Origin of the sequence: Mesobacillus boroniphilus JCM 21738 (assembly GCF_000517385.1) — a bacterium.
GTDB classification, from domain to species: Bacteria; Bacillota; Bacilli; order Bacillales; family Cytobacillaceae; genus Mesobacillus; species Mesobacillus boroniphilus.
This window is the reverse complement of sequence record NZ_BAUW01000002.1, coordinates 1-19082: the sequence shown is the minus strand read 5'-3', so window position 1 is coordinate 19082 and position 19082 is coordinate 1. Positions and strand designations below refer to the sequence as shown.

The window sequence follows — 19082 nt, the reverse complement described above, 5'->3', positions numbered from 1 at the left end:
CGGATTTCATCCTTTACTTTTCATTTTTTGAACGGTACATTTCAAATTCACCTTTAAAAACAAGCTCATTGTTCACATAACTTTTCACTTCTACATGGGTCCGGCCATTGTCATCATCGATTTTTTCGACTCTCGCTTTGGCTATTACCCGTTCACCCTCTTTTACCGATCTTGTGAATTGTATATTCGCTTTAGCTGTCAATGCCAATTCATCATTTATGACTGCAACCGCCAATGAATTCGCCTGCGCAAACAAATGGTGTCCCCTTGTGATTTTATTTCGTCTAAATACATGTTCACTTTTTATATCAAGTATTGATATAGCACTTTGGTCAAGTTCGATATCAATGATTTCTCCTATTACTTCTTCAAGCGGCAATGAACGGACTTCATCTTCAAAACGTTTTTCGGCCACGTTCTTTATTCTTTCCCTTAGTTCGGGAATAGATAATTCTAATCTATCCAGCCTTATAGTCTGTATGCTGACAGTAAATTTTTCAGCCAGTTCCTCATCCGTTATAAAAGGATTTTCTTTAATCGTCTCAGTCAACACTGACTGTCGTTCTCTTTTGTTGCGTTTCATTTATTTAACACCGCCCGAGCTATTAAGACTAGGTACTAATAGTAGTATATATACTATAAAAAAAGATTGCAAGAAAAAATATACCTCAAATAAACGAAAACAGATCCACAACTGAATCTGCTTCCGTCCATGCTATGAATCTTGTAATAGTGAATAGATTCAGTAAGGTCAATCCAGTTTCTCATTGGCAAGAGCACCTGTTTCCGCTAGATACTCCCTCAATAATCTATATTTTTCACGCTGCCAGAAAGCTTCTGACTGGACGAGCAATGTCGCGTCATTCCTTGCTGTTTCTAATGCACGGTAATCATGGACCATATCTGCTACTTTGAATTCCGGCAGGCCGCTTTGTTTTTTACCAAAGAAGTCGCCTGGGCCCCGCAACTCCAGATCCTTCTCACTAAGAACAAACCCATCATTCGTTTCGGACATTATTTTCATACGCTCTTTCCCGACTTCGCTTTTAGGATCTGCAAGCAATATACAGTATGATTGGTCACTGCCACGGCCGACCCTGCCTCTTAATTGATGAAGCTGTGCAAGACCAAATCTCTCAGCATCATAAATGAGCATGACAGTCGCATTCGGTACATTGACTCCTACCTCGACAACTGTAGTAGAAACGAGGACTTGCACCTCATTTTCAATAAAAGCTTTCATGACCTGATCTTTCTCATCAGAATGAAGGCGTCCATGCATAAGCCCGACCTTGTAACGCTCTTTAAAATAAAAACTCAGTGTGCTATGGACATCGATTGCATTCTGGACATCCAGCTTATCAGACTCCTCGATGAGGGGACAGATAACATAGGCCTGTCTTCCTTGCGCGAGCTCTTTTTCCATGAAGCAAGTACTCGCTCAAGCATCTCATGTTTAGCCCAATAAGTTTCGATCGTTTTACGGCCAGAAGGCATTTCGTCGATCACAGAGACATCCATTTCACCGAATACGGTAATTGCCAGAGTTCTTGGAATTGGTGTCGCAGTCATGAACAGAACATCTGGGTTTTCCCCTTTTTCCCGAAGAACACGTCTTTGTTCAACGCCAAAACGGTGTTGTTCGTCAGTAATGACGAGTCCAAGGTTTAGAAAATCCACATCATCCTGAATCAAAGCATGTGTTCCAATCAATACGTTAATTTCACCAAGTTTTAGCTGTTCCAGCATCTCTCTTCTTCGCTTGCCTTTAACAGAGCTGGACAAGAGAGCAACTGTTATTCCAAACGGCTCAAACAGCTGTGTCAGTGACTGCGAGTGCTGTTCAGCCAGGATTTCGGTCGGGACCATTAATGCACCTTGATAACCAGCGGACTTTGCTGCATAGAGGGCTATCGCGGCAACTACTGTTTTACCTGAGCCAACATCCCCTTGAAGGAGACGATTCATGCGGTAAGGTGACTTCATGTCACCAAGGATTTCATTTACCACTCGTTTTTGTGCCCCTGTTAATGGGAAAGGCAGCCCTGTGATGAACGCCTTTAGGTTGTCCAATTCATAAGAAATAGCAATTCCCGGACTCTGTTCACGTTCCAGCTTCCTCAATGACTGCATTTTAAGCTGGAATAAGAGAAATTCCTCGTAAACAAATCTTCTTCTCGCCTGCTTCATTTCATCAGACCCTGATGGGAAATGCATGATCCTTAATGCATCTCTTCGATTAATCAACTTATATTTCTGCAGAAGCTCGTTTGGCAGTATTTCGGTTATTTCATGGCCAAATTGTGAAAATGCTTGCTTGATCAGCCTTCTGATCGTTTTTACGGTCATTTTCCCTTTCACAGCATACACAGGTTCAAAATCTTGGTTTATCGCATGTTCACCAGCGGACATTTGTGTAGCGGTAATTGTCTGCCTATGCTGATCCCATTTCCCGGTAACAGTGATTGTTTCCCCAACATTTATTTTTTGTTTTAAATACGGCTGGTTAAAGAAAGTGGCAATGATTAAGTACCGGCCTACAAGCAGCCTGACTGTAAGACGGTTTTTTTTTCGGCCATAATAAACAACAGAAGGTTCACTGTGAACTTTCCCCTCAACCGTGACTCTCTCTTCATGCTTGACTTCAGCCAGGTCCTTTAGGCGATAATCCTCGTAACGGTACGGGAAGTATTCAAGCAAGTCACCGACAGTCATGATCTGCATATCTGCCAGAGTATCCGCCATTTCATTGCCGATCCCTTTAACTGCTGTTACTGGTTGTTTCAGTTGTTCATCCACGTAAAATCCCCTCTATACAAAACGAAATAGAAGGGATTTTCCCTTCTATTTCTTAGTATCATATTCTAATTTTATTTGTCCAGCAGGCCGAATCAGTACAGCCGGAAAATATTTTAAAATAGGCGATTTCCCTGATTGATCGTTATTCAATCGCGAAGATAAAGGCGTATAATGGCTGTTCTCCATTATGGACTTCAACTTCCACATCGCCGTAATTGCTTTCAACAAACTCGACGATTGAATCGACATCTTCATCAGAAGCGTCTTCACCTTTAAGGATCGTCAGGATTTCAGAGTCTTCATCAAGCATCTGGTCCAATAGATCCTTCGCAGCCTTGACTTTATCCTGATCCTTCAGGATGATCTTCCCATCGGCAAGACCCATGAAATCACCTGTTGAAATTTCAAGACCGTCAATACTTGTATCACGGACAGCATATGTCAGCTGGCCTGTTTTCACATGCTGCATGGCTTCAGTCATTGCTTCTTTGTTGTCACCAGCTTCAGCTGATGGGTTAAAGGATAGCAACGCTGTCATTCCCTGAGGAACAGTCTTTGAAGGGATGACTACCACTTCTTCCTCCGCTACCTCAGCAGCCTGCTCAGCGGCCATGATGATGTTTTTATTGTTCGGCAGGATGATTACCTTGCGCGCGTTCACTTCTTTGATCGCCGTAATGATATCCTCTGTACTAGGATTCATTGTCTGCCCGCCTTCGATTACCGCATTGGCACCAATGCTGCGGAAAAGCTCAGCAATTCCTGAACCCATTGAGACAGCAACGACTCCGTATTCCCGCTTTTCTTTCTTTGGCTCACTGGCCTGTGTTCGAAGAGGAGTTGTCGATTCTCCGACAATATCAGTATGCTGCTGGCGCATATTTTCGATTTTCATATTGATCAGGTTTCCGTATCTTTGTCCATAAGTCAGAACCTCTCCAGGCTGTTCTGAGTGGATATGTACCTTTACAACATCGTCATCTGAAATAACGAGAAGAGAATCTCCATATTTACTCAAGTCCTGGCGGAAATTTTCCTCAGAAAATGCTTCTTTACCTTCAAGCCTAACCATGAATTCAGTACAATAGCCGAATTCAATATCCTCAGTATTCATATGGCTCTGAACGCTCTTATGATGCTCAGCGCTGACAAGCTCATTCATGTTCGGCATTGCAGATGGGGAATCAGGAAGCTTTTCACCTTTCAATTCTGCAAGGAAACCTTCGTAAACGAATACAAGACCCTGTCCGCCGCTATCGACTACTCCTACTTCCTTTAGGACTGGCAGCAAGTCAGGCGTGCGGTTTAATGATGCCTTCGCTTCTTTCAACACTTCTTCCATCAAACCAATAAGGCTTTCATGTTTATTCGCAACAGCTACAGCATGCTTGGCAGCATCCTTAGCTACTGTTAAAATCGTGCCTTCGACAGGTTTCATTACAGCCTTATAAGCTGTTTCAACACCTGCATTCAACGCAGCGGCAAACTCTACAGAGTTCACAGTCGGCTTATTTTCGATTGCTTTTGCAAAACCGCGGAATAATTGGGAAAGGATAACTCCAGAGTTACCTCTCGCTCCCATAAGCAATCCTTTGGCAAGCGCGGAACCGACTTTGCCGATATGTTCCTGCACATTGTTCTTTACTTCCTTGGCACCGGAAGTCATGGATAAATTCATATTCGTTCCCGTATCACCATCAGGAACAGGGAAGACGTTCAGTGCGTCGACATATTTGGCATTAGCCGCCAAATGGTTGGCGCCCTGGATGATCATCTCCGCAAAACGTTTTCCGTCTAGAACATTAATAGACACAAATCTTTCCTCCTCTTACGGGTTCGTTACACGAACTCCCTGAACGTAAATATTGACCGAGTCAGCAGCCAGCCCGACAGTTTTATCAAGGGTGTATTTTACCTTTGACTGGACATTATGGGCAACCTCGGAAATTTTCGTCCCATAGCTCACAATAATATACATATCAATATGTACTTCTTCGTTTTCCTGGCGAACGATAACTCCGCGAGTGAAATTCTCCCTGCGCAAAATATCTGTCAATCCGTCCTTGATCTGGTTCTTTGAAGCCATCCCGACAATACCATAACAATCGACTGCTGCGCCGCCCGCAATCGTTGCAATGACGTCATTTGATATATCAATTTGTCCGTACTTCGTTTTTAGCTCGATGGACATGATTCGTTCCCCCTTTGGAAAAATAGCATAATGCTACAGTATATTTTACTATAAGCTAATCAATTTTTAAAGTTATTCTGCCCTTCCCTTTATTATTCAGCAAGAATCTCAACTATATGTCAAGGTTTTTTTCTTTATAGCTTTCGCCAGAACTATTGCAATTGGGAAATTTCTATGATAAATTATTAAAGTATGTCAGAGAAAAGGTTATCCTGTTAAATCGCAGTTCTGACGATATGCAAAGAATTGCAGCGAAAAATAGTTTCAGCTTTTGTCAGTTAGGAGGGAAATCATATGCCACGTAAATGTGTAGTAACTGGTAAATCAACTCGTTCTGGTAACGCACGCTCTCACGCAATGAACGCTAACAAGCGTACATGGGGTGCTAACCTTCAAAAAGTACGTATTCTTGTGGACGGTAAGCCTAAGCGTGTTTGGGTATCTGCAAGAGCTCTAAGATCAGGTAAAGTTGAACGCGTATAATTAAGAACAGCGCAAGCGCCTTGTTCAGCCCCGACAAGCGTTGGAGGTCCGCCCGGTGAAGTCGCTCTTTGACTTCACCGGGCGGACCGAAACGTCTCGAGGCGCTGGAGCTAGACACTAATCTAAGTGGATAAATTTATACTTTCTTATCCAGTAAAAAAAAGTTGCAGACCTTCTGCCTGGCTCCAGCAGCCGGCAGGAAACCGCACGGCATCCATTAGGGTGCCTTTTTCATTTTCTAAACAGGTTTTATTTCGTCCTCGTGCTCATTCTTCCCATTTGACCGCAAAAAAGCACCCTGTTTTCAGGGTGCCAAAGAGCTTTCATACACTTTCCTTTTTTGCTTATTTGTTATCCGGTTTCTAATCCTTTTTAAATGCACCTAACATTGCCCGTACGAGGCCACCTAAAAACTTTGGCAGTTTGATTGTATAGAATCTCATACCGTCCCTCCTCACCATCTCTCGCAAACCAGTCTTCTTTCTGCATCCTTATAGTATATTCGCGGGTATGCAAAAATTGCTCCTTACATGAGAATCCGTGTATTAAAATTCATGATTAGAGCTCTATAAGAAGACTTTCAATCCTTGCTCCTTACAACTAATAATATGCCTTCAGAAAATGAAAAAGTACCATGACCTCTAATAAGTTCATTACTAATACATAGTGTCGAACCCATAGGAATATGACAGTCACTTAATGGGTATTTAAAATTTTTCAGTGTCATTCCGGAGATTGTTGGTGTTACAGGGAGGAAAGAAATATATTTAAATTCATCCATTCTGTTTACGGTGTAAGTGCCTGGATTTTTAACATACAAAATGTTATTTGCATCAAGAATTTCAATATGAATTGCAGAATCCTGCTGGAGTGGTTTGACAAGCAGCTGGATGTTAGCCATTAAATGGTCAAGCCTTCCTCCGGTTGCGCCAAATATCGTTATGAGTTCTGGTTTCTGTTCAAGAGCCCAATTTAAAGCTAGTTCCATATCTGTCTCATCTTTTTCAGGCTTGAATTTTTTCAGGTTTGTAACCACTTTTTCTATTTCTGCCATTTCCGCTTCTGAAACAGAGTCAAAGTCTCCAAAGGCTGCTGCTGGCTTTAATCCCGCTTTCAATAAATAGAATACACCTCTATCGATTCCAACCCAAATTACATGGCTTTCATCATACAAGTGGAAATCAGGTATCAGGTTGGATGGTCCTCCTGCTACTAAGTTTATTTTCATGAAGACGATCTCCTTTTTACAAATCAAGATTATTAGATAGAACATCAAACAATAAGCTAAATAAAGCCAGCCGCATGTGACGGCTGGCTTTATTTATTATCTTAAGCTTGCAATAGCAGCTTTTCTGTCTTCCTTATTAAAGACTGCTGAACCGGCTACAAGTACATTAGCTCCTGCTTCTATACAAAGCTTCGCTGTCTCTTCGTTAACTCCGCCATCGACTTCGATTTCGAGTTTAGGATTCAGTGCATCTGCTAGCTCTTTTACCTGCCTGATTTTTGGGAGTACTGAGGAAATGAATTTTTGGCCGCCAAAGCCTGGATTAACAGACATAAGCAGTACCATATCCACATCCTCAATGATATGCTTCAGGCATTCCACTGGAGTTGCTGGATTCAGGACAACCCCTGCCTTAACACCAGTCGATTTAATTAGCTGGATCGTTCTGTGCAGGTGCCTGCTTGCTTCTGCATGGACCGTGATGTAATCAGCTCCAGCTTTAGCAAATGCTTCAATATATTGGTCTGGATTCTCGATCATCAGGTGGACATCAAGCGGAAGTTCCGTTACTGGCCTGATTGCCTCGACAATCAGTGGGCCAATCGTAATATTCGGCACAAAATGTCCATCCATTACATCCACATGAATATAATCAGCTCCGCCTCGCTCGACGTCCTTGATTTCTTCCCCCAGGCGGGCGAAGTCAGCTGATAAGATTGAAGGCGCTATTTTCACCACGTTTCAGTACCTCGGCTTTCTATCTTTGATTTCTAACAAAAAGTCCTTATAATGCGAGTATCTGTATACAGGCAGAGTTTCAGACTCGACTGCCGCTTTAACTGCACACTTAGGTTCAGCCATATGAAGACAACCACGGAATTTGCAATCATCGCTGATTTCAGAAATGTCCGGGAAGCATGAATTCAACTCTTCGGCTTCAATTCCGGAAAATTCCAGAGAACTAAAACCAGGTGTGTCAGCAACGAGTCCATTATTGATGGTAATCAATTCGACATGTCTTGTCGTGTGCTTGCCCCTGCCAAGATGTGAAGATATATCATCGGTTTTCAATTCCAGATCCGGACGGATCGCATTTAGCAGTGATGACTTCCCAACTCCGGATTGGCCGGCAAATACTGAGATCCTCCCCTCAATATGGGGCTTTAATTTTTCCAGACCCTCTGAAGTTTCAGACGATGTAAAAATAACTTCATAGCCTGCTTTCCGATAATCCTCTGCGTATGCCTCAAGTTGGGACTTTTGCTCTTCACTGGTCAAATCCATTTTCGTAATACAGATGAGTGGCTCGATATGGTTATATTCTACAAGAACCAAAAACCGATCGAGCAGTGCTGAGCTGAAGCCAGGCTCTACTGCCGAGAAAACAAGAATTGCCTGGTCAACATTCGCGATGGGTGGACGGACCAGCTCATTTTTCCGATCCTTGACTTCCATGATATAGCCTTCCGTGTCGTTTTCAGCCTGGAAAACGACCTCGTCACCAACAAGCGGTGTTACCTTGTTTTTCCGGAACACACCGCGGCCGCGGCACTGGACAACTCCATCCTCATTAGCAACATAATAAAAACCGCTCAGCGCCTTGATAATTTTGCCTTCAGGCATAGCAACACTCCCTGTCTGTTAGTCTTGTGGATAATCCACGGTGCCACTATCAATGATTTTCCCATCCCGCATAATCTTATAGGTAGCCTTTTCACCAGGAGCAATCAGAAAATCAAGATTATAAATTATATCCTCAGTGAGTTCAAAGGTGTCTGCAGGAACATCTTCCTTGTTGTTCATATCACCTATGAAGACTTTGACTTCTTGAGGTACTCCATCTTCTGTAGGCTGATAGGGTATGGGCACTTCTCTTGTTTCCTTTTTCGGTACCGGCTCAGGTCCTATAGAAATGTCAACACTTACCTTGCTCCCTGGCGGCAGTTGAGTGCCTGCTTCAGGTTTTTGAGAAATGACCGATCCGGCTTGTATCGTATCATGAAAAGCCTCAGTTCTCTCAATGACAAGGCCAGTGGTTTCTTCATATACATCGAGGTTGCCTTGGTTGTATCCTTTTAAATCACGCAACGTAACCAATTCTGGACCCTTGCTGACTTTAAATTCCAAAGTTGTCTCCTCAGGAATGACGGATTCACCACCTGATGGATTTTGCTCAAGGATGGTACCTGCTTCACTATCGTCATGCTCTTCGGTTTTTATGATATCCTTGAAGCCTTTCCCTTCCAGCAGCCTGCGGACATCGTCGTAATTCCTGCCAGTATAATCCGATAATTCTACCTTTTCTTTACCGGTACTGATATACAAGTCGATTTCATTGCCTTCCTTGATCATCTTTCCGGCATTAGGACTCGTACGAATTACATTTCCTTCTTCAACTTCTTCATCACTGATTTCCTTTTTATCCCCGATAATAAAACCAGCGGACATGAGTGCAGCGACTGCTTCTTCTACTTCCATGCCATTTACATCAGGCACTTCCTTTTCCTTCGGCCCGAATATGTCAGGTCCCATTGTCACCATTACTATTCCCGCAGTCAAGATCAACAAAAACAAAAGCGTCAAAATAATTGGCCACTTCTTTTTCTTCTTTTTCTCAGGCTTTCCGTTTGGTTCCTGTGAAGCAGGAGCATCTTTCCTTACGATTGTTTCATCAAGAGTATGATAAGGCCGGTCATTCGTTATGATTGGTATCGCTTTTGTTGCTTCATCGTCTTCGGGAATGACGAACTTTCCTTCATTCAAGCGCCTAGAGTCAAGCGCTGTACGCAAATCAGCTTCCATTTCATCGACATTATCATAGCGGTGGAATGGATCCTTCGCAGTTGCCTTTAGGACAATATTCTCAACGCTTTGAGGAATTTGCGGATTCCACCTTTTTAGAGAAGGAGTTTCGGACTGTAAATGCTTCAGGGCGATGGAAACGGCAGATTCACCCGAAAACGGCAGCCTGCCGGTGAGCAATTCAAACATGACAATCCCAATCGAATAAATATCCGATTTCTTATTTGCCATGCCGCCTCTTGCCTGTTCAGGAGAAAGATAATGAACAGATCCCAGCACTGAATTCGTTTGAGTAATACTGGTCGCACTCAAAGCCATCGCAATCCCGAAATCGGTAATTTTCACTGTACCGCTGCTGTCGATCAAGATATTGTGCGGCTTGATATCCCGGTGGACAATATGGTTATGGTGGGCATCTGAAATTGCCGAAGTAAGCTGCTTCATGATGTCCAAGGCTTCTTCAACTGGCACAGGTGCATGTTGCTGTATGTACTGCTTCAACGTCTGTCCATCAACATATTCCATCACAATATAGTATAGCCCGTCCTCTTCACCGACATCATAAATACTGACGATATTCGGATGGGCCAGGCTTGTTGCAGATTGCGCTTCTCTATGGAACCTGCGGATGAATTCATCATCATTGGCAAAATCAAGACGAAGCATCTTGACCGCTACATCCCTGTCGAGAATCATATCATGGGCAAGGTAGACATTCGCCATGCCTCCGCCGCCAATCATATCCTTGATCTTATAACGCCCGCTGATTCTTTTTCCGATAATCATATTCTTCACCTGCCCTCGTTGAATTCCTGGTATTCGACGATAGCAAGAGTAATATTATCTTCGCCGCCGTATTGGTTTGACCTTTTGATAAATTCTAATGCCTTATCTTCAAGGGACATCTCTTTGTTAGTTATCACACTTTCCATTTCTTCCTGGCTCACTTTATTGGAAAGGCCATCTGAACAAAGCAGCAATACATCTTCCTCTTCAAAGATGATTGTTTTTACATCCATCTCAACCGAGTCTTCAGTTCCAAGCGCCCTTAAAAGGACATTTTTCCGCGGATGATGCTCTGCATCTTCTCTGGAAATCTGTCCGGAACGAACAAGTTCGTTAACAAGAGAGTGATCCTCCGTTAACTGTTTGAATCCAGTTTCGTTCAATAAGTAACAACGGCTGTCACCAATGTTTGCGATGGTAGCGAACAGATTCGTACAAATGGCTGCCACGATTGTCGTGCCCATGCCTTCACATTCGGTGTTTTTCATAGAGTGCTCGAATATTTCCTTGTTAACTTGCAAAACTGCTCTTTCCATCCATTTTTCTGCTTCTTCTGCTGTATGTATCTGTGTTGAATTTTCCCAAAGATCTTTTAAATGATTGGTTGTCATTTCACTGGCAACATCCCCCGCACGGTGGCCGCCCATGCCATCTGCTACGATGCAAGGCGCTGACCGTGAGGATTTACAAAGATGCCGCCATTGTCTTCATTATGCAGGCGGACTTTTCCCCTGTCTGTCATGAAAACAGCTTTCATCTTGTCACCTCGTCTCTTCTTTTCTTTCTTTCGCCCGAAGTTGTCCGCAAGCTGCTTCAATGTCATGCCCTTGTTCTCTTCTGATTGTCACATTCACTCCACGGTCGCGAAGAGTACGTTCAAACTTGAAAATCTGGCTCTTTGGTGTTCTTACGTAATCACGTTCAGGTACATAGTTGACCGGAATCAAATTGATATGGCATTTCAAACCTTTAACCAGTTGTGCAAGCTCTTCCGCATGCTCGACCTGATCATTGACGCCCCCGAACAGGCCGTATTCAAAGCTGATTCTTCTTCCTGTCTTGTTCACATAGTAACGGACTGCGTCCATTAAATCAGGAAGCTTGTATGCGCGGTTGATTGGCATCAGCCTGCTGCGCAATTCAGTATTTGGCGCGTGCAAGGAAATAGCAAAGTTTATTTGCATATTTTCATCCGCAAATTGATAGATCTTAGGGATGATCCCGCTTGTAGATACGGTAATATGGCGTGCACCAATATTCATACCTTTGTCATGGTTCATGATTTTCAAGAAAGAAAGCATATTGTCATAGTTATCGAACGGTTCGCCGATTCCCATGATAACAATCGAACTGGCTCTCTCGTCTGTCTCATCTAGTGCCTGTTGTACTTTTACGACTTGGGCAACGATTTCTCCTGCTTCCAGGTTCCTCTTTAAACCGCCAAGGTAGAAGCACAGAAAGTACAGCCAATCCTGCAGCCAACCTGTGTCGTTACACAGACAGAGTTTCCATACTCGTGCCGCATGAGCACCGTTTCAATTGAAACTCCATCCTGCAGTTCAAATAAAAATTTGATTGTTCCATCAGAGGACGTCTGCTGGATGATCGTACTCAGGGTTGTCAGGACAAAATGCTCGTCAAGCTTGTCCCTCAAAGGTTTAGGCAAATTGGACATATCCTCAAAAGAGGCTGCTCTTTTTTTGTAGAGCCAGTCAAAAATTTGTTCTGCCCTAAACGGTTTTTCTCCTTGTTCCCTCAGCCAGTCCTTCAGTTCTTCAAGCTGAAGTGAATAAATGGACTTTTTTGCTGTTTCGCCGGTTGCTTCATTTCTAGTTGTGTTTTCTTGTTCCATGTTATTCCACCTTCTTTCTTAAACAAGCAATATAAAACCCATCAGAGCCAAAGTCCTGCGGAAAAATCTGCACATCATAGCCATTGATCAATGGTTTGATTGCCACTGGCATTCTTTCTGCAAATGCTGTATCTCCTTCGAATTCCGGATGCTCGCGTAAAAATTTTTCGATTACTTCCTGATTTTCTTCACGGTCAACCGTGCATGTACTATATACCAGTGTCCCACCAGCCTTCAAGAGCGGGGCGACTGATTGCAGCAGGCTCACCTGTATGGTTTGCAGCTGTGATAAATCCTGTTCTTTCTTAGTATACTTCATATCTGGCTTACGTCTCATTACCCCAAGTCCTGAGCAGGAGCATCGAGCAATACCCTGTCAATCGATTCTTTCTTAAACTGGTCGGCGGCCTGTCGGCTGTCCATTTTTTGAGCTGCGATGTTTTCGAGACCCAGACGCTCGGCATTCTCGGAGATGAGCTTCACCTTGTGCTCATGGAGATCGAGTGAAATCACCTTTCCGCTATTGCCCAGCTTTTCAGCGATATGAGTAGTTTTCCCTCCTGGTGCAGCACATGCATCAAGAATGACTTCTTCTCCTTTAATGCCTAGTGCGTGGGCAACCAGCATGGAACTCTCATCCTGGATCGTCAACAACCCATACTTGAAAGCTTTGGATGAGGCCAGATTGCCCCTAAGACACTTTATTGCTTCTGGCAGGATTGGACTCAGCTCTACTTCAAAACCCTCTTCCTCCAGAAGCTCGAGGCACTCATCACGAGAGATTCTTGTCAAATTGACTCTGCCCGTCTGCAGCGGTGCCGTTAAATTCACTTCGCACATTTCCCGTGTCTTTTCCTCACCGAATTGATTTACCCACCTTCTTACAAGCCACATTGGATGGCTGGTATCAATCGATATTCTTTCCGCAGGGTCCGTAATGGAATCAAGTGAAGGCAGTCCGTTTCTCTGGATGCTCCTGAGGACACCATTCACAAGACTGGCAATGCCCTTATGTCCCCTGCGTTTTGCGATTTCCACCGCTTCAAAGATTGCTGCTCTTTCTGGAATCTTATCTAAGTAAACCATCTGGTAAACTGTCATGCGAAGCAGGTTGATGACCCAGCTTTGAAGCTTTTTGTTTTTCTCGATAAAAGGCTTTAGGTAAAAATCGATGGTCATTTTGCGCTGAAGCGTGCCATAAACCAATTCTGTCAGCAATCCTACATCGATCGGATTGATTTCATTTTTATCGATCGCGCTATTCAAGAGCAGATTGCTGTACGCCTGGTTCTTTTCTATTGTTTCCAGGAGCTGCAATGCTGTATCTCTTACATTTTTCTTTTTACTCATTGATGTCTCCTAACTTAACACCTGGCTCTAAGTTTGCCCCTGCCCCAAGCAAGAATTGCTTCGCATCCATCTTTTTCTTGCCGGCTGGCTGAAGTTCTGTGATTTTTATTGCGGTTTCATCACCAGTCGCAACAACAAAACCATCTTCTTCAATCTTGACGATCGTCCCAGGTTGGTCGCTTCCTTTATAGCTTGCCTTTTCGGCACTCCATAGCTTCATGAACGATCCACCCATAGTGGTATAGGCAACAGGCCAAGGATTCATGCCGCGGATATGGTTATATATCTCCGCTCCAGCTCTGTTCCAATCGATTTTTTCCTGTTCACGTGTGATGTTCCATGCGAATGTAGCTTCTTCATTATTTTGTGGAACAGGAGTGATCTCTCTTCTTAACAGCTTTGGAAGCGTCTCTGACAAAAGATCTGCACCAGCAGCACTCATTTTATCATGCAACGATCCAACTGTATCTGTTTCGGTAATTGGTACTTCCACCTGAGTCAGGATATCGCCAGCATCCAGCTTTTCAACCATATACATGATAGTTATTCCTGTTTTTTCTTTTCCTTCAATGATGGCATAGTGAATTGGTGCACCGCCGCGAAGCTCTGGCAGAAGGGATGCATGGACATTGATGCAGCCATACGTCGGTGCCTCAAGGAGCTGATTTGGCAAGATTTGTCCAAACGCAGCAGTGACAATTAAATCCGGATTAAGTGCCAAGATTTGATCCAGCTCTTCCTGCTGACGGATTTTCTCTGGCTGATAAACCGGGATACCATGTTTCAGCGCTTCTGCTTTTACAGGAGGCGGAGTCAGGACCCTTTTTCTGCCAACTGGGCGGTCGGCTGGGTAACAACACCTATGACGTCATAGCCCTCGTCCACCAACCTTCTCAAAACCGGGACAGAAAAGTCCGGAGTCCCCATAAATACAATTCTTGTCATTCCTGGTTCAACTCCTCTAACTCAGCTTCTTCGATATATCTTGATACCTTAGTGGTGAATAACACACCATGCAGATGGTCAATTTCATGCAGGACCGCTCTTGCCAAAAACTCCTCTGCTTCTAATTCATAGCTTTTCCCTTTGCGATCCTGTGCCTTTACCTTCACATAGTTCGGGCGAGTGACCTCTCCGTATAATCCCGGGAAACTTAAGCATCCTTCAGGTCCAGTCTGCTCGCCGCGAGTTTCGAGAATCACCGGGTTGATCAATTCAATCGTACCGTGCTCGTCATCAATATCGACAATCGCAATCTGCTTCTTTATATCAATTTGAGGGGCAGCCAGGCCGACACCATCAAATTCAATCATTGTATCATACATGTCATCCAGCAGCTTTGCCAATTTTTTATCGAAAACAGTGACATCTTCGCATTCCTGCTCTAAAATGTCTGCTGGGTAATTAACTATTTTTCTTACTGCCAAAATAAATCCTCCAATAAATCCATTTAAATAATAGTATTAGCTTGTTCAATCATCTTTTTTCGTAAACTTTCCTTAAAGCTGATTCCGTAAACTTCATTGCTTGGAAAGCAAAATCAAAACACAAGCTGAAAAAATCATTACATCAGGATATAAGGGTTCAGGTCGACGGAAATCTGCAAACCTCCCGTACCTGTTTCCTGCTGGTAATGATCCAGTATTATTTTCAAGGCATTTTTAAGTTCGGGTTCCTTTTTGTATTTTATCAGACATTGATAGCGATATCTATCGTTGATCCGTGGAATCGGCGATGCTACAGGACCCAGAACGACTGCTTCATTCGTCAGCCTTGAGGAAATGAACTTTGCGATCTTTTCAGTAACTGATACGGCTTTCATCAATTCTTCATGGCTGACAGTTACCAGGGAAAGGTAATAAAATGGCGGGTACTGATGAACCTTCCGGATCAGCATCTCCTGCTGGTAAAACCGGTCATAATCCTGTGTCCCGGCAAGCTCAACACTGTAATGCTCAGGGGTATAAGTCTGGATCACTACCTCTCCAGGAAGCTTATGCCTTCCAGCCCTCCCGCTAACCTGCGTCAAAAGCTGAAATGTTTTTTCCGAGGACCGGAAATCGGGCAGATTCAACATTGTGTCAGCCGAAAGAACACCTACTAATGTAATGTTTGGAAAATCCAGCCCTTTCGCAATCATTTGCGTTCCGAGTAAAATGTCTGCCTGGCCCTCCTGAAAAGCAGTCAGTAACTTTTCATGTGAACCTTTCCTTCCGGTTGTATCAACATCCATCCTGATGATTCTCGCTTCAGGAATCAATTTTAACAATTCTTCCTCAACCTTTTGAGTCCCGGTACCGAAATAGCGTATATGCTCACTGTTGCACTCAGGACAAATTATCGGCACCCTGTCTTCATAGCCGCAATAATGGCATTTCATCTGCTCATTATAACGGTGGTATGTCAGCGTAATTTCGCAATGCGGGCAGTTCATGACGTATCCGCAATCACGGCACATCACAAACGACGAATGTCCGCGTTTATTCAAAAACAGGACAGTCTGCTCTTTTTTCTCCAGCCTGTCTTTTATCTTTTCAAAAAGCTTTACCGAAAACATAGACCGGTTTCCCGTCCGCAATTCCTCTCGCATATCAACGATTTCAACTGATGGGAGCGCCTGATTGTTCATCCGCTTTGGAAGGGATAGCAGAGTATACCTTCCTTTTTGCGCCCGCGCAAATGATTCAAGTGAAGGTGTTGCACTGCCAAGGACAACTGGACAAGCATTTGTTATAGCCCGCTGGATTGCCACGTCCCTTGCATGGTATCTTGGGTTTCCCTCTTGTTTATAGCTTGTTTCATGTTCTTCATCGATGATGATGATGCCGATATTCTCAAATGGAGCAAAGATCGCTGACCTCGCACCTACAACAACTTTTACTTCCTTGCGCTGGATTTTCCGCCATTCATCATACTTCTCCCCAGCCGACAGGCGCTATGCATGGCAGCCACCAAATCACCAAACCGCTCTTTGAAACGCGTGACCATTTGTGGCGTTAATGAAATTTCCGGCACAAGGACAATCGCTTCCTTGCCTTTCCTCAAAACTTCCTGGATGGATTGTAAATAGATCTCCGTCTTCCCGCTGCCTGTAACACCGTACAATAGGAAGACTTCATGCAAATCCTTTTCAATTGCAGAAAGAATTGGGGTAATAGACTTTTTTTGCTCTTCTGTCAGTTCGAGAGCAATTTTCCGTTCAAATTCCCGTTCTGAATATGGATCTCTGTATACCTCCAGCTCTTCAACTTTCAGTATACCTTTTTTAACAAGTGATTGAATTGATGCCTGGGAGATTCCGAGAGTGGAGAGTATCAGCCTCTGTTCCACAGGCTCCTGATGCTCAAGAAAGAAGTCGAGCACAGATTGTTGCCCTGACGCCTGGGGTGGAAGTTTGTCCCGTATCTCCTTCAGCTGTTCAGATTTAATTGCTGGGGAAACATGCTTGAGCAGCTTTTTACGTACCCTGTCCTTCACCTGGTAAACAACATCTACCCTGCCAGATGCCGCTTCCTTTTGGAGTTGCTGGACAAGCCCCTTCGAAACGGCATCCTCCCATTTAATTTCTCTATTTTCTCTGAATAACTCTATTAAGTTTCCAGACAGGTCGGTAAACTCTGTTCCTTTTGCCAGAACAATTTTCTTTTCATATTTAGCCTTTAAAGCTGCTGGAATCATTGCCTGATAAGAGGAGATTTTATAGCTTAATGTTTGCTCAGTCAACCAGTCACCCAGCTGTAAAAGCTCTTCATTCAATACCGGTGTCAAGTCAAGAGGTTCAATGATTGCCCGCAGCTTCGAAAAACTGGACTCTCCCTTAAGGTCCCTGACAAACCCCTGAATTTTTCTTGGACCAAAGGGTACAATCACCCTTGTCCCAGGCTTGATGACATCTTTGTATTTTTCAGGAATTTTATAGTCAAAAGTTTTGTCGGTTTGTTTTGCAGGCACATCGACAATAACGCTTGCTATATTCATAAGCTTTCATCCTTTTTTAACAATTGGAGAACTTCGGTAAGGATATGACGGGCTACATCTGCTTTTAGCATCAGAGGCAGTGCAATGTTCGTATCATCTTTTTTGAAAATGGTCACGATATTGGTATCAGTACCAAAGCCAGCCCCTTCCTGCTTGACGTTATTTGCCACAATCATGTCTGCGTTTTTTCTGGCAAGCTTGCCCTTTGCATAGTTTTCGACATCATTTGTTTCAGCCGCAAATCCAACAATCACCTGGTCCTTTTTCCTTTGACCAAGCTCAAAAAGGATATCTTTTGTTCTTTCCAGCTCAAGAGCCTGGTCGCCTTCTTTTTTCTTCATTTTTTCTTCATATATATACTTCGGCCGGTAATCCGCGACGGCTGCGGTGCCAATCAGGACATCTGCTTCATCAAAATGTGCTAGTGCAGCCTGGTACATATCCTCCGCACTTTCCACCTTGAACAATTCAGCTCCATTCGGAGGTTCGAGGTTAACCGGACCGGAAACCAGGATCACTCTTGCACCCATTTTCACAGCTTCTCCTGCTATTGCATACCCCATCTTGCCAGTTGAATGGTTGGTAAGAAAGCGGACAGGATCGATTTTCTCCCTTGTAGGCCCGCAGTAATCAAAAGGGTTTTACCCGACAGTTCCCCGCTTGGGTTATCGAAAAACTGGCGTGCTAGCTCCACGATTGTCTCAGGTTCCTCAAGACGGCCTTTTCCTGTGTATCCACACGCTAAATATCCTTCTCCCGGTTCAATAAATTCATAACCGAAGCTCCTTAGAGTTTCCATGTTTTTCTTGACAGCAGGATGCTGGTACATATGTACATTCATCGCGGGTGCAACCCATACTGGTGCAGTTGCAGCCAGGAGTGTGGTAGAAATCATATTGTCCGCAATCCCGTTTGCAAGCTTGCCGATGATGTTGGCAGTTGCCGGAGCAATTATAATTAAATCAGCAATCAGCTAAATGGATATGGGCGATATTTTCAGGATTTTTCTCGTCGAATGTATCTGTATAAACTTCACTTCTGGACAATGCCTGAAAAGTGAGCGGAGTTACGAATTTAGCCGCAGAGTCACTCAGGATCACCTTCACTTCAGCGCCAGCCTGGGTAAGCTTGCTCGTCAACGCAGCACCCTTATATACAGCGATCCCACCGGTCACGCACAATAGAATTTTTTTACCGTTCAGCATGTCAGAGAACCCCCATTTTACAACAAACTATCATTATGATTGAACTATAACATTTTTTCACAGATTAAGCATGAAATAGGCAAGGCAGGTACTTTTAGAAATTTAGAAGCTTGGCCCATTTTTGATGATTGCAAGGTGGCTTATCTGACCAAGAAATCATTAGGAACCTTTAGTACTTTTCTATGTTTCCCTATAAATAAAATGGCTGTGTTAATACTTACAAACATTTTTATATCCTGTTGATTGCAGTGGAAGGCGCGTAGACTCCTGCGGGATAAGCTGGAAGGTGAGACCCCGCAGGAGTGAAACGACGAGGAGGCTCAGCGCCAGCCCCGCGGAAAGCGAAGCGCCTGGAACGGAAATCAACAGTCTTTATTAACACAGCCCAACGAGACATAGTTTGGTAAA

Annotated in this window: 10 protein-coding genes and 7 pseudogenes; 1 reads left to right on the top strand and 16 read right to left on the bottom strand. The window is 43.8% G+C overall.

Features of this window, described 5'->3' with window-relative positions; translation table 11 throughout:
- Window positions 1-13 precede the first annotated feature (13 nt).
- The 4 genes and pseudogenes from fapR to JCM21738_RS00960 all read right to left on the bottom strand — a co-directional run bounded on the left by fapR (window position 14) and on the right by JCM21738_RS00960 (window position 4990).
- Window positions 14-583 carry a transcription factor FapR gene (fapR, locus tag JCM21738_RS00975; RefSeq protein WP_023614930.1) on the bottom strand — a complete coding sequence of 190 codons (570 nt, stop codon included), beginning with the start codon at window positions 581-583 and terminating at the stop codon, window positions 14-16.
- 168 nt (window positions 584-751) lie between these two features.
- A pseudogene (recG, locus tag JCM21738_RS00970) lies at window positions 752-2799 on the bottom strand (ATP-dependent DNA helicase RecG).
- Window positions 2800-2941: 142 nt separating this feature from the next.
- Window positions 2942-4612: a DAK2 domain-containing protein gene (locus JCM21738_RS00965; RefSeq protein ID WP_023614932.1), complete on the bottom strand. Its 1671-nt coding sequence runs from the start codon at window positions 4610-4612 to the stop codon at window positions 2942-2944.
- Window positions 4613-4627: 15 nt separating this feature from the next.
- Window positions 4628-4990 carry an Asp23/Gls24 family envelope stress response protein gene (locus tag JCM21738_RS00960; RefSeq protein WP_023614933.1) on the bottom strand — a complete coding sequence of 121 codons (363 nt, stop codon included), beginning with the start codon at window positions 4988-4990 and terminating at the stop codon, window positions 4628-4630.
- Window positions 4991-5284: 294 nt separating this feature from the next.
- Here JCM21738_RS00960 and rpmB point away from each other — a divergent pair, with 294 nt between their 5' ends.
- A complete protein-coding gene (gene rpmB, locus JCM21738_RS00955) occupies window positions 5285-5473 on the top strand; it encodes a 50S ribosomal protein L28 (protein WP_023614934.1) in 189 nt (62 codons plus the stop codon).
- A gap of 362 nt (window positions 5474-5835) precedes the next feature.
- Here the strand turns inward: rpmB and spoVM are convergent, their stop codons facing one another.
- From spoVM to coaBC, 12 genes and pseudogenes are all read right to left on the bottom strand, one after another.
- Window positions 5836-5916: a stage V sporulation protein SpoVM gene (gene spoVM, locus JCM21738_RS00950; protein ID WP_023614935.1), complete on the bottom strand. Its 81-nt coding sequence runs from the start codon at window positions 5914-5916 to the stop codon at window positions 5836-5838.
- A gap of 137 nt (window positions 5917-6053) precedes the next feature.
- Entirely contained in the window at window positions 6054-6701 is a 648-nt protein-coding gene (locus JCM21738_RS00945; protein WP_023614936.1) for a thiamine diphosphokinase, read from the bottom strand.
- A gap of 96 nt (window positions 6702-6797) precedes the next feature.
- Window positions 6798-7439 (bottom strand): ribulose-phosphate 3-epimerase, encoded by a 642-nt coding sequence (gene rpe, locus JCM21738_RS00940; RefSeq protein ID WP_023614937.1) that lies wholly within the window; start codon window positions 7437-7439, stop codon window positions 6798-6800.
- Between the two features lie 3 nt (window positions 7440-7442).
- Complete coding sequence (gene rsgA / locus JCM21738_RS00935) at window positions 7443-8324, bottom strand: ribosome small subunit-dependent GTPase A (RefSeq protein ID WP_023614938.1); 882 nt, start codon at window positions 8322-8324, stop codon at window positions 7443-7445.
- A gap of 18 nt (window positions 8325-8342) precedes the next feature.
- The gene (gene pknB, locus JCM21738_RS00930) at window positions 8343-10289 is read right to left on the bottom strand and encodes a Stk1 family PASTA domain-containing Ser/Thr kinase (RefSeq protein ID WP_023614939.1); all 1947 of its coding nucleotides are present in this window, start codon (window positions 10287-10289) and stop codon (window positions 8343-8345) included.
- Window positions 10290-10294: 5 nt separating this feature from the next.
- Window positions 10295-11046, bottom strand: a pseudogene (locus JCM21738_RS00925) (Stp1/IreP family PP2C-type Ser/Thr phosphatase).
- A 4-nt stretch (window positions 11047-11050) separates the two neighbouring features.
- Window positions 11051-12141 (bottom strand): annotated as a pseudogene (gene rlmN, locus JCM21738_RS00920) (dual-specificity RNA methyltransferase RlmN).
- A gap of 1 nt (window position 12142) precedes the next feature.
- Window positions 12143-13491, bottom strand: a pseudogene (gene rsmB / locus JCM21738_RS00915) (16S rRNA (cytosine(967)-C(5))-methyltransferase RsmB).
- A pseudogene (fmt, locus tag JCM21738_RS00910) lies at window positions 13484-14436 on the bottom strand (methionyl-tRNA formyltransferase). The pseudogenes rsmB and fmt overlap by 8 nt, the downstream one beginning before the upstream one ends.
- Window positions 14433-14918, bottom strand: coding sequence for a peptide deformylase (gene def / locus JCM21738_RS00905; RefSeq protein ID WP_023614944.1), 486 nt, complete (start codon window positions 14916-14918; stop codon window positions 14433-14435). The pseudogene fmt and the gene def overlap by 4 nt, the downstream one beginning before the upstream one ends.
- Window positions 14919-15055: 137 nt before the next feature.
- Window positions 15056-17469, bottom strand: a pseudogene (gene priA, locus JCM21738_RS00900) (primosomal protein N').
- Window positions 17466-18674 (bottom strand): annotated as a pseudogene (coaBC, locus tag JCM21738_RS00895) (bifunctional phosphopantothenoylcysteine decarboxylase/phosphopantothenate--cysteine ligase CoaBC). The pseudogenes priA and coaBC overlap by 4 nt, the downstream one beginning before the upstream one ends.
- Window positions 18675-19082 lie beyond the last annotated feature (408 nt).

Coding starts and splice junctions, on each gene's coding strand:
- fapR (WP_023614930.1), bottom strand. CDS start 583: ATGAAACGCAACAAAAGAGAACGACAGTCAGTGTTGACTGAGACGATT.
- JCM21738_RS00960 (WP_023614933.1), bottom strand. CDS start 4,990: ATGTCCATCGAGCTAAAAACGAAGTACGGACAAATTGATATATCAAAT.
- rpmB (WP_023614934.1), top strand. CDS start 5,285: ATGCCACGTAAATGTGTAGTAACTGGTAAATCAACTCGTTCTGGTAAC.
- spoVM (WP_023614935.1), bottom strand. CDS start 5,916: ATGAGATTCTATACAATCAAACTGCCAAAGTTTTTAGGTGGCCTCGTA.
- JCM21738_RS00945 (WP_023614936.1), bottom strand. CDS start 6,701: ATGAAAATAAACTTAGTAGCAGGAGGACCATCCAACCTGATACCTGAT.
- rsgA (WP_023614938.1), bottom strand. CDS start 8,324: ATGCCTGAAGGCAAAATTATCAAGGCGCTGAGCGGTTTTTATTATGTT.
- pknB (WP_023614939.1), bottom strand. CDS start 10,289: ATGATTATCGGAAAAAGAATCAGCGGGCGTTATAAGATCAAGGATATG.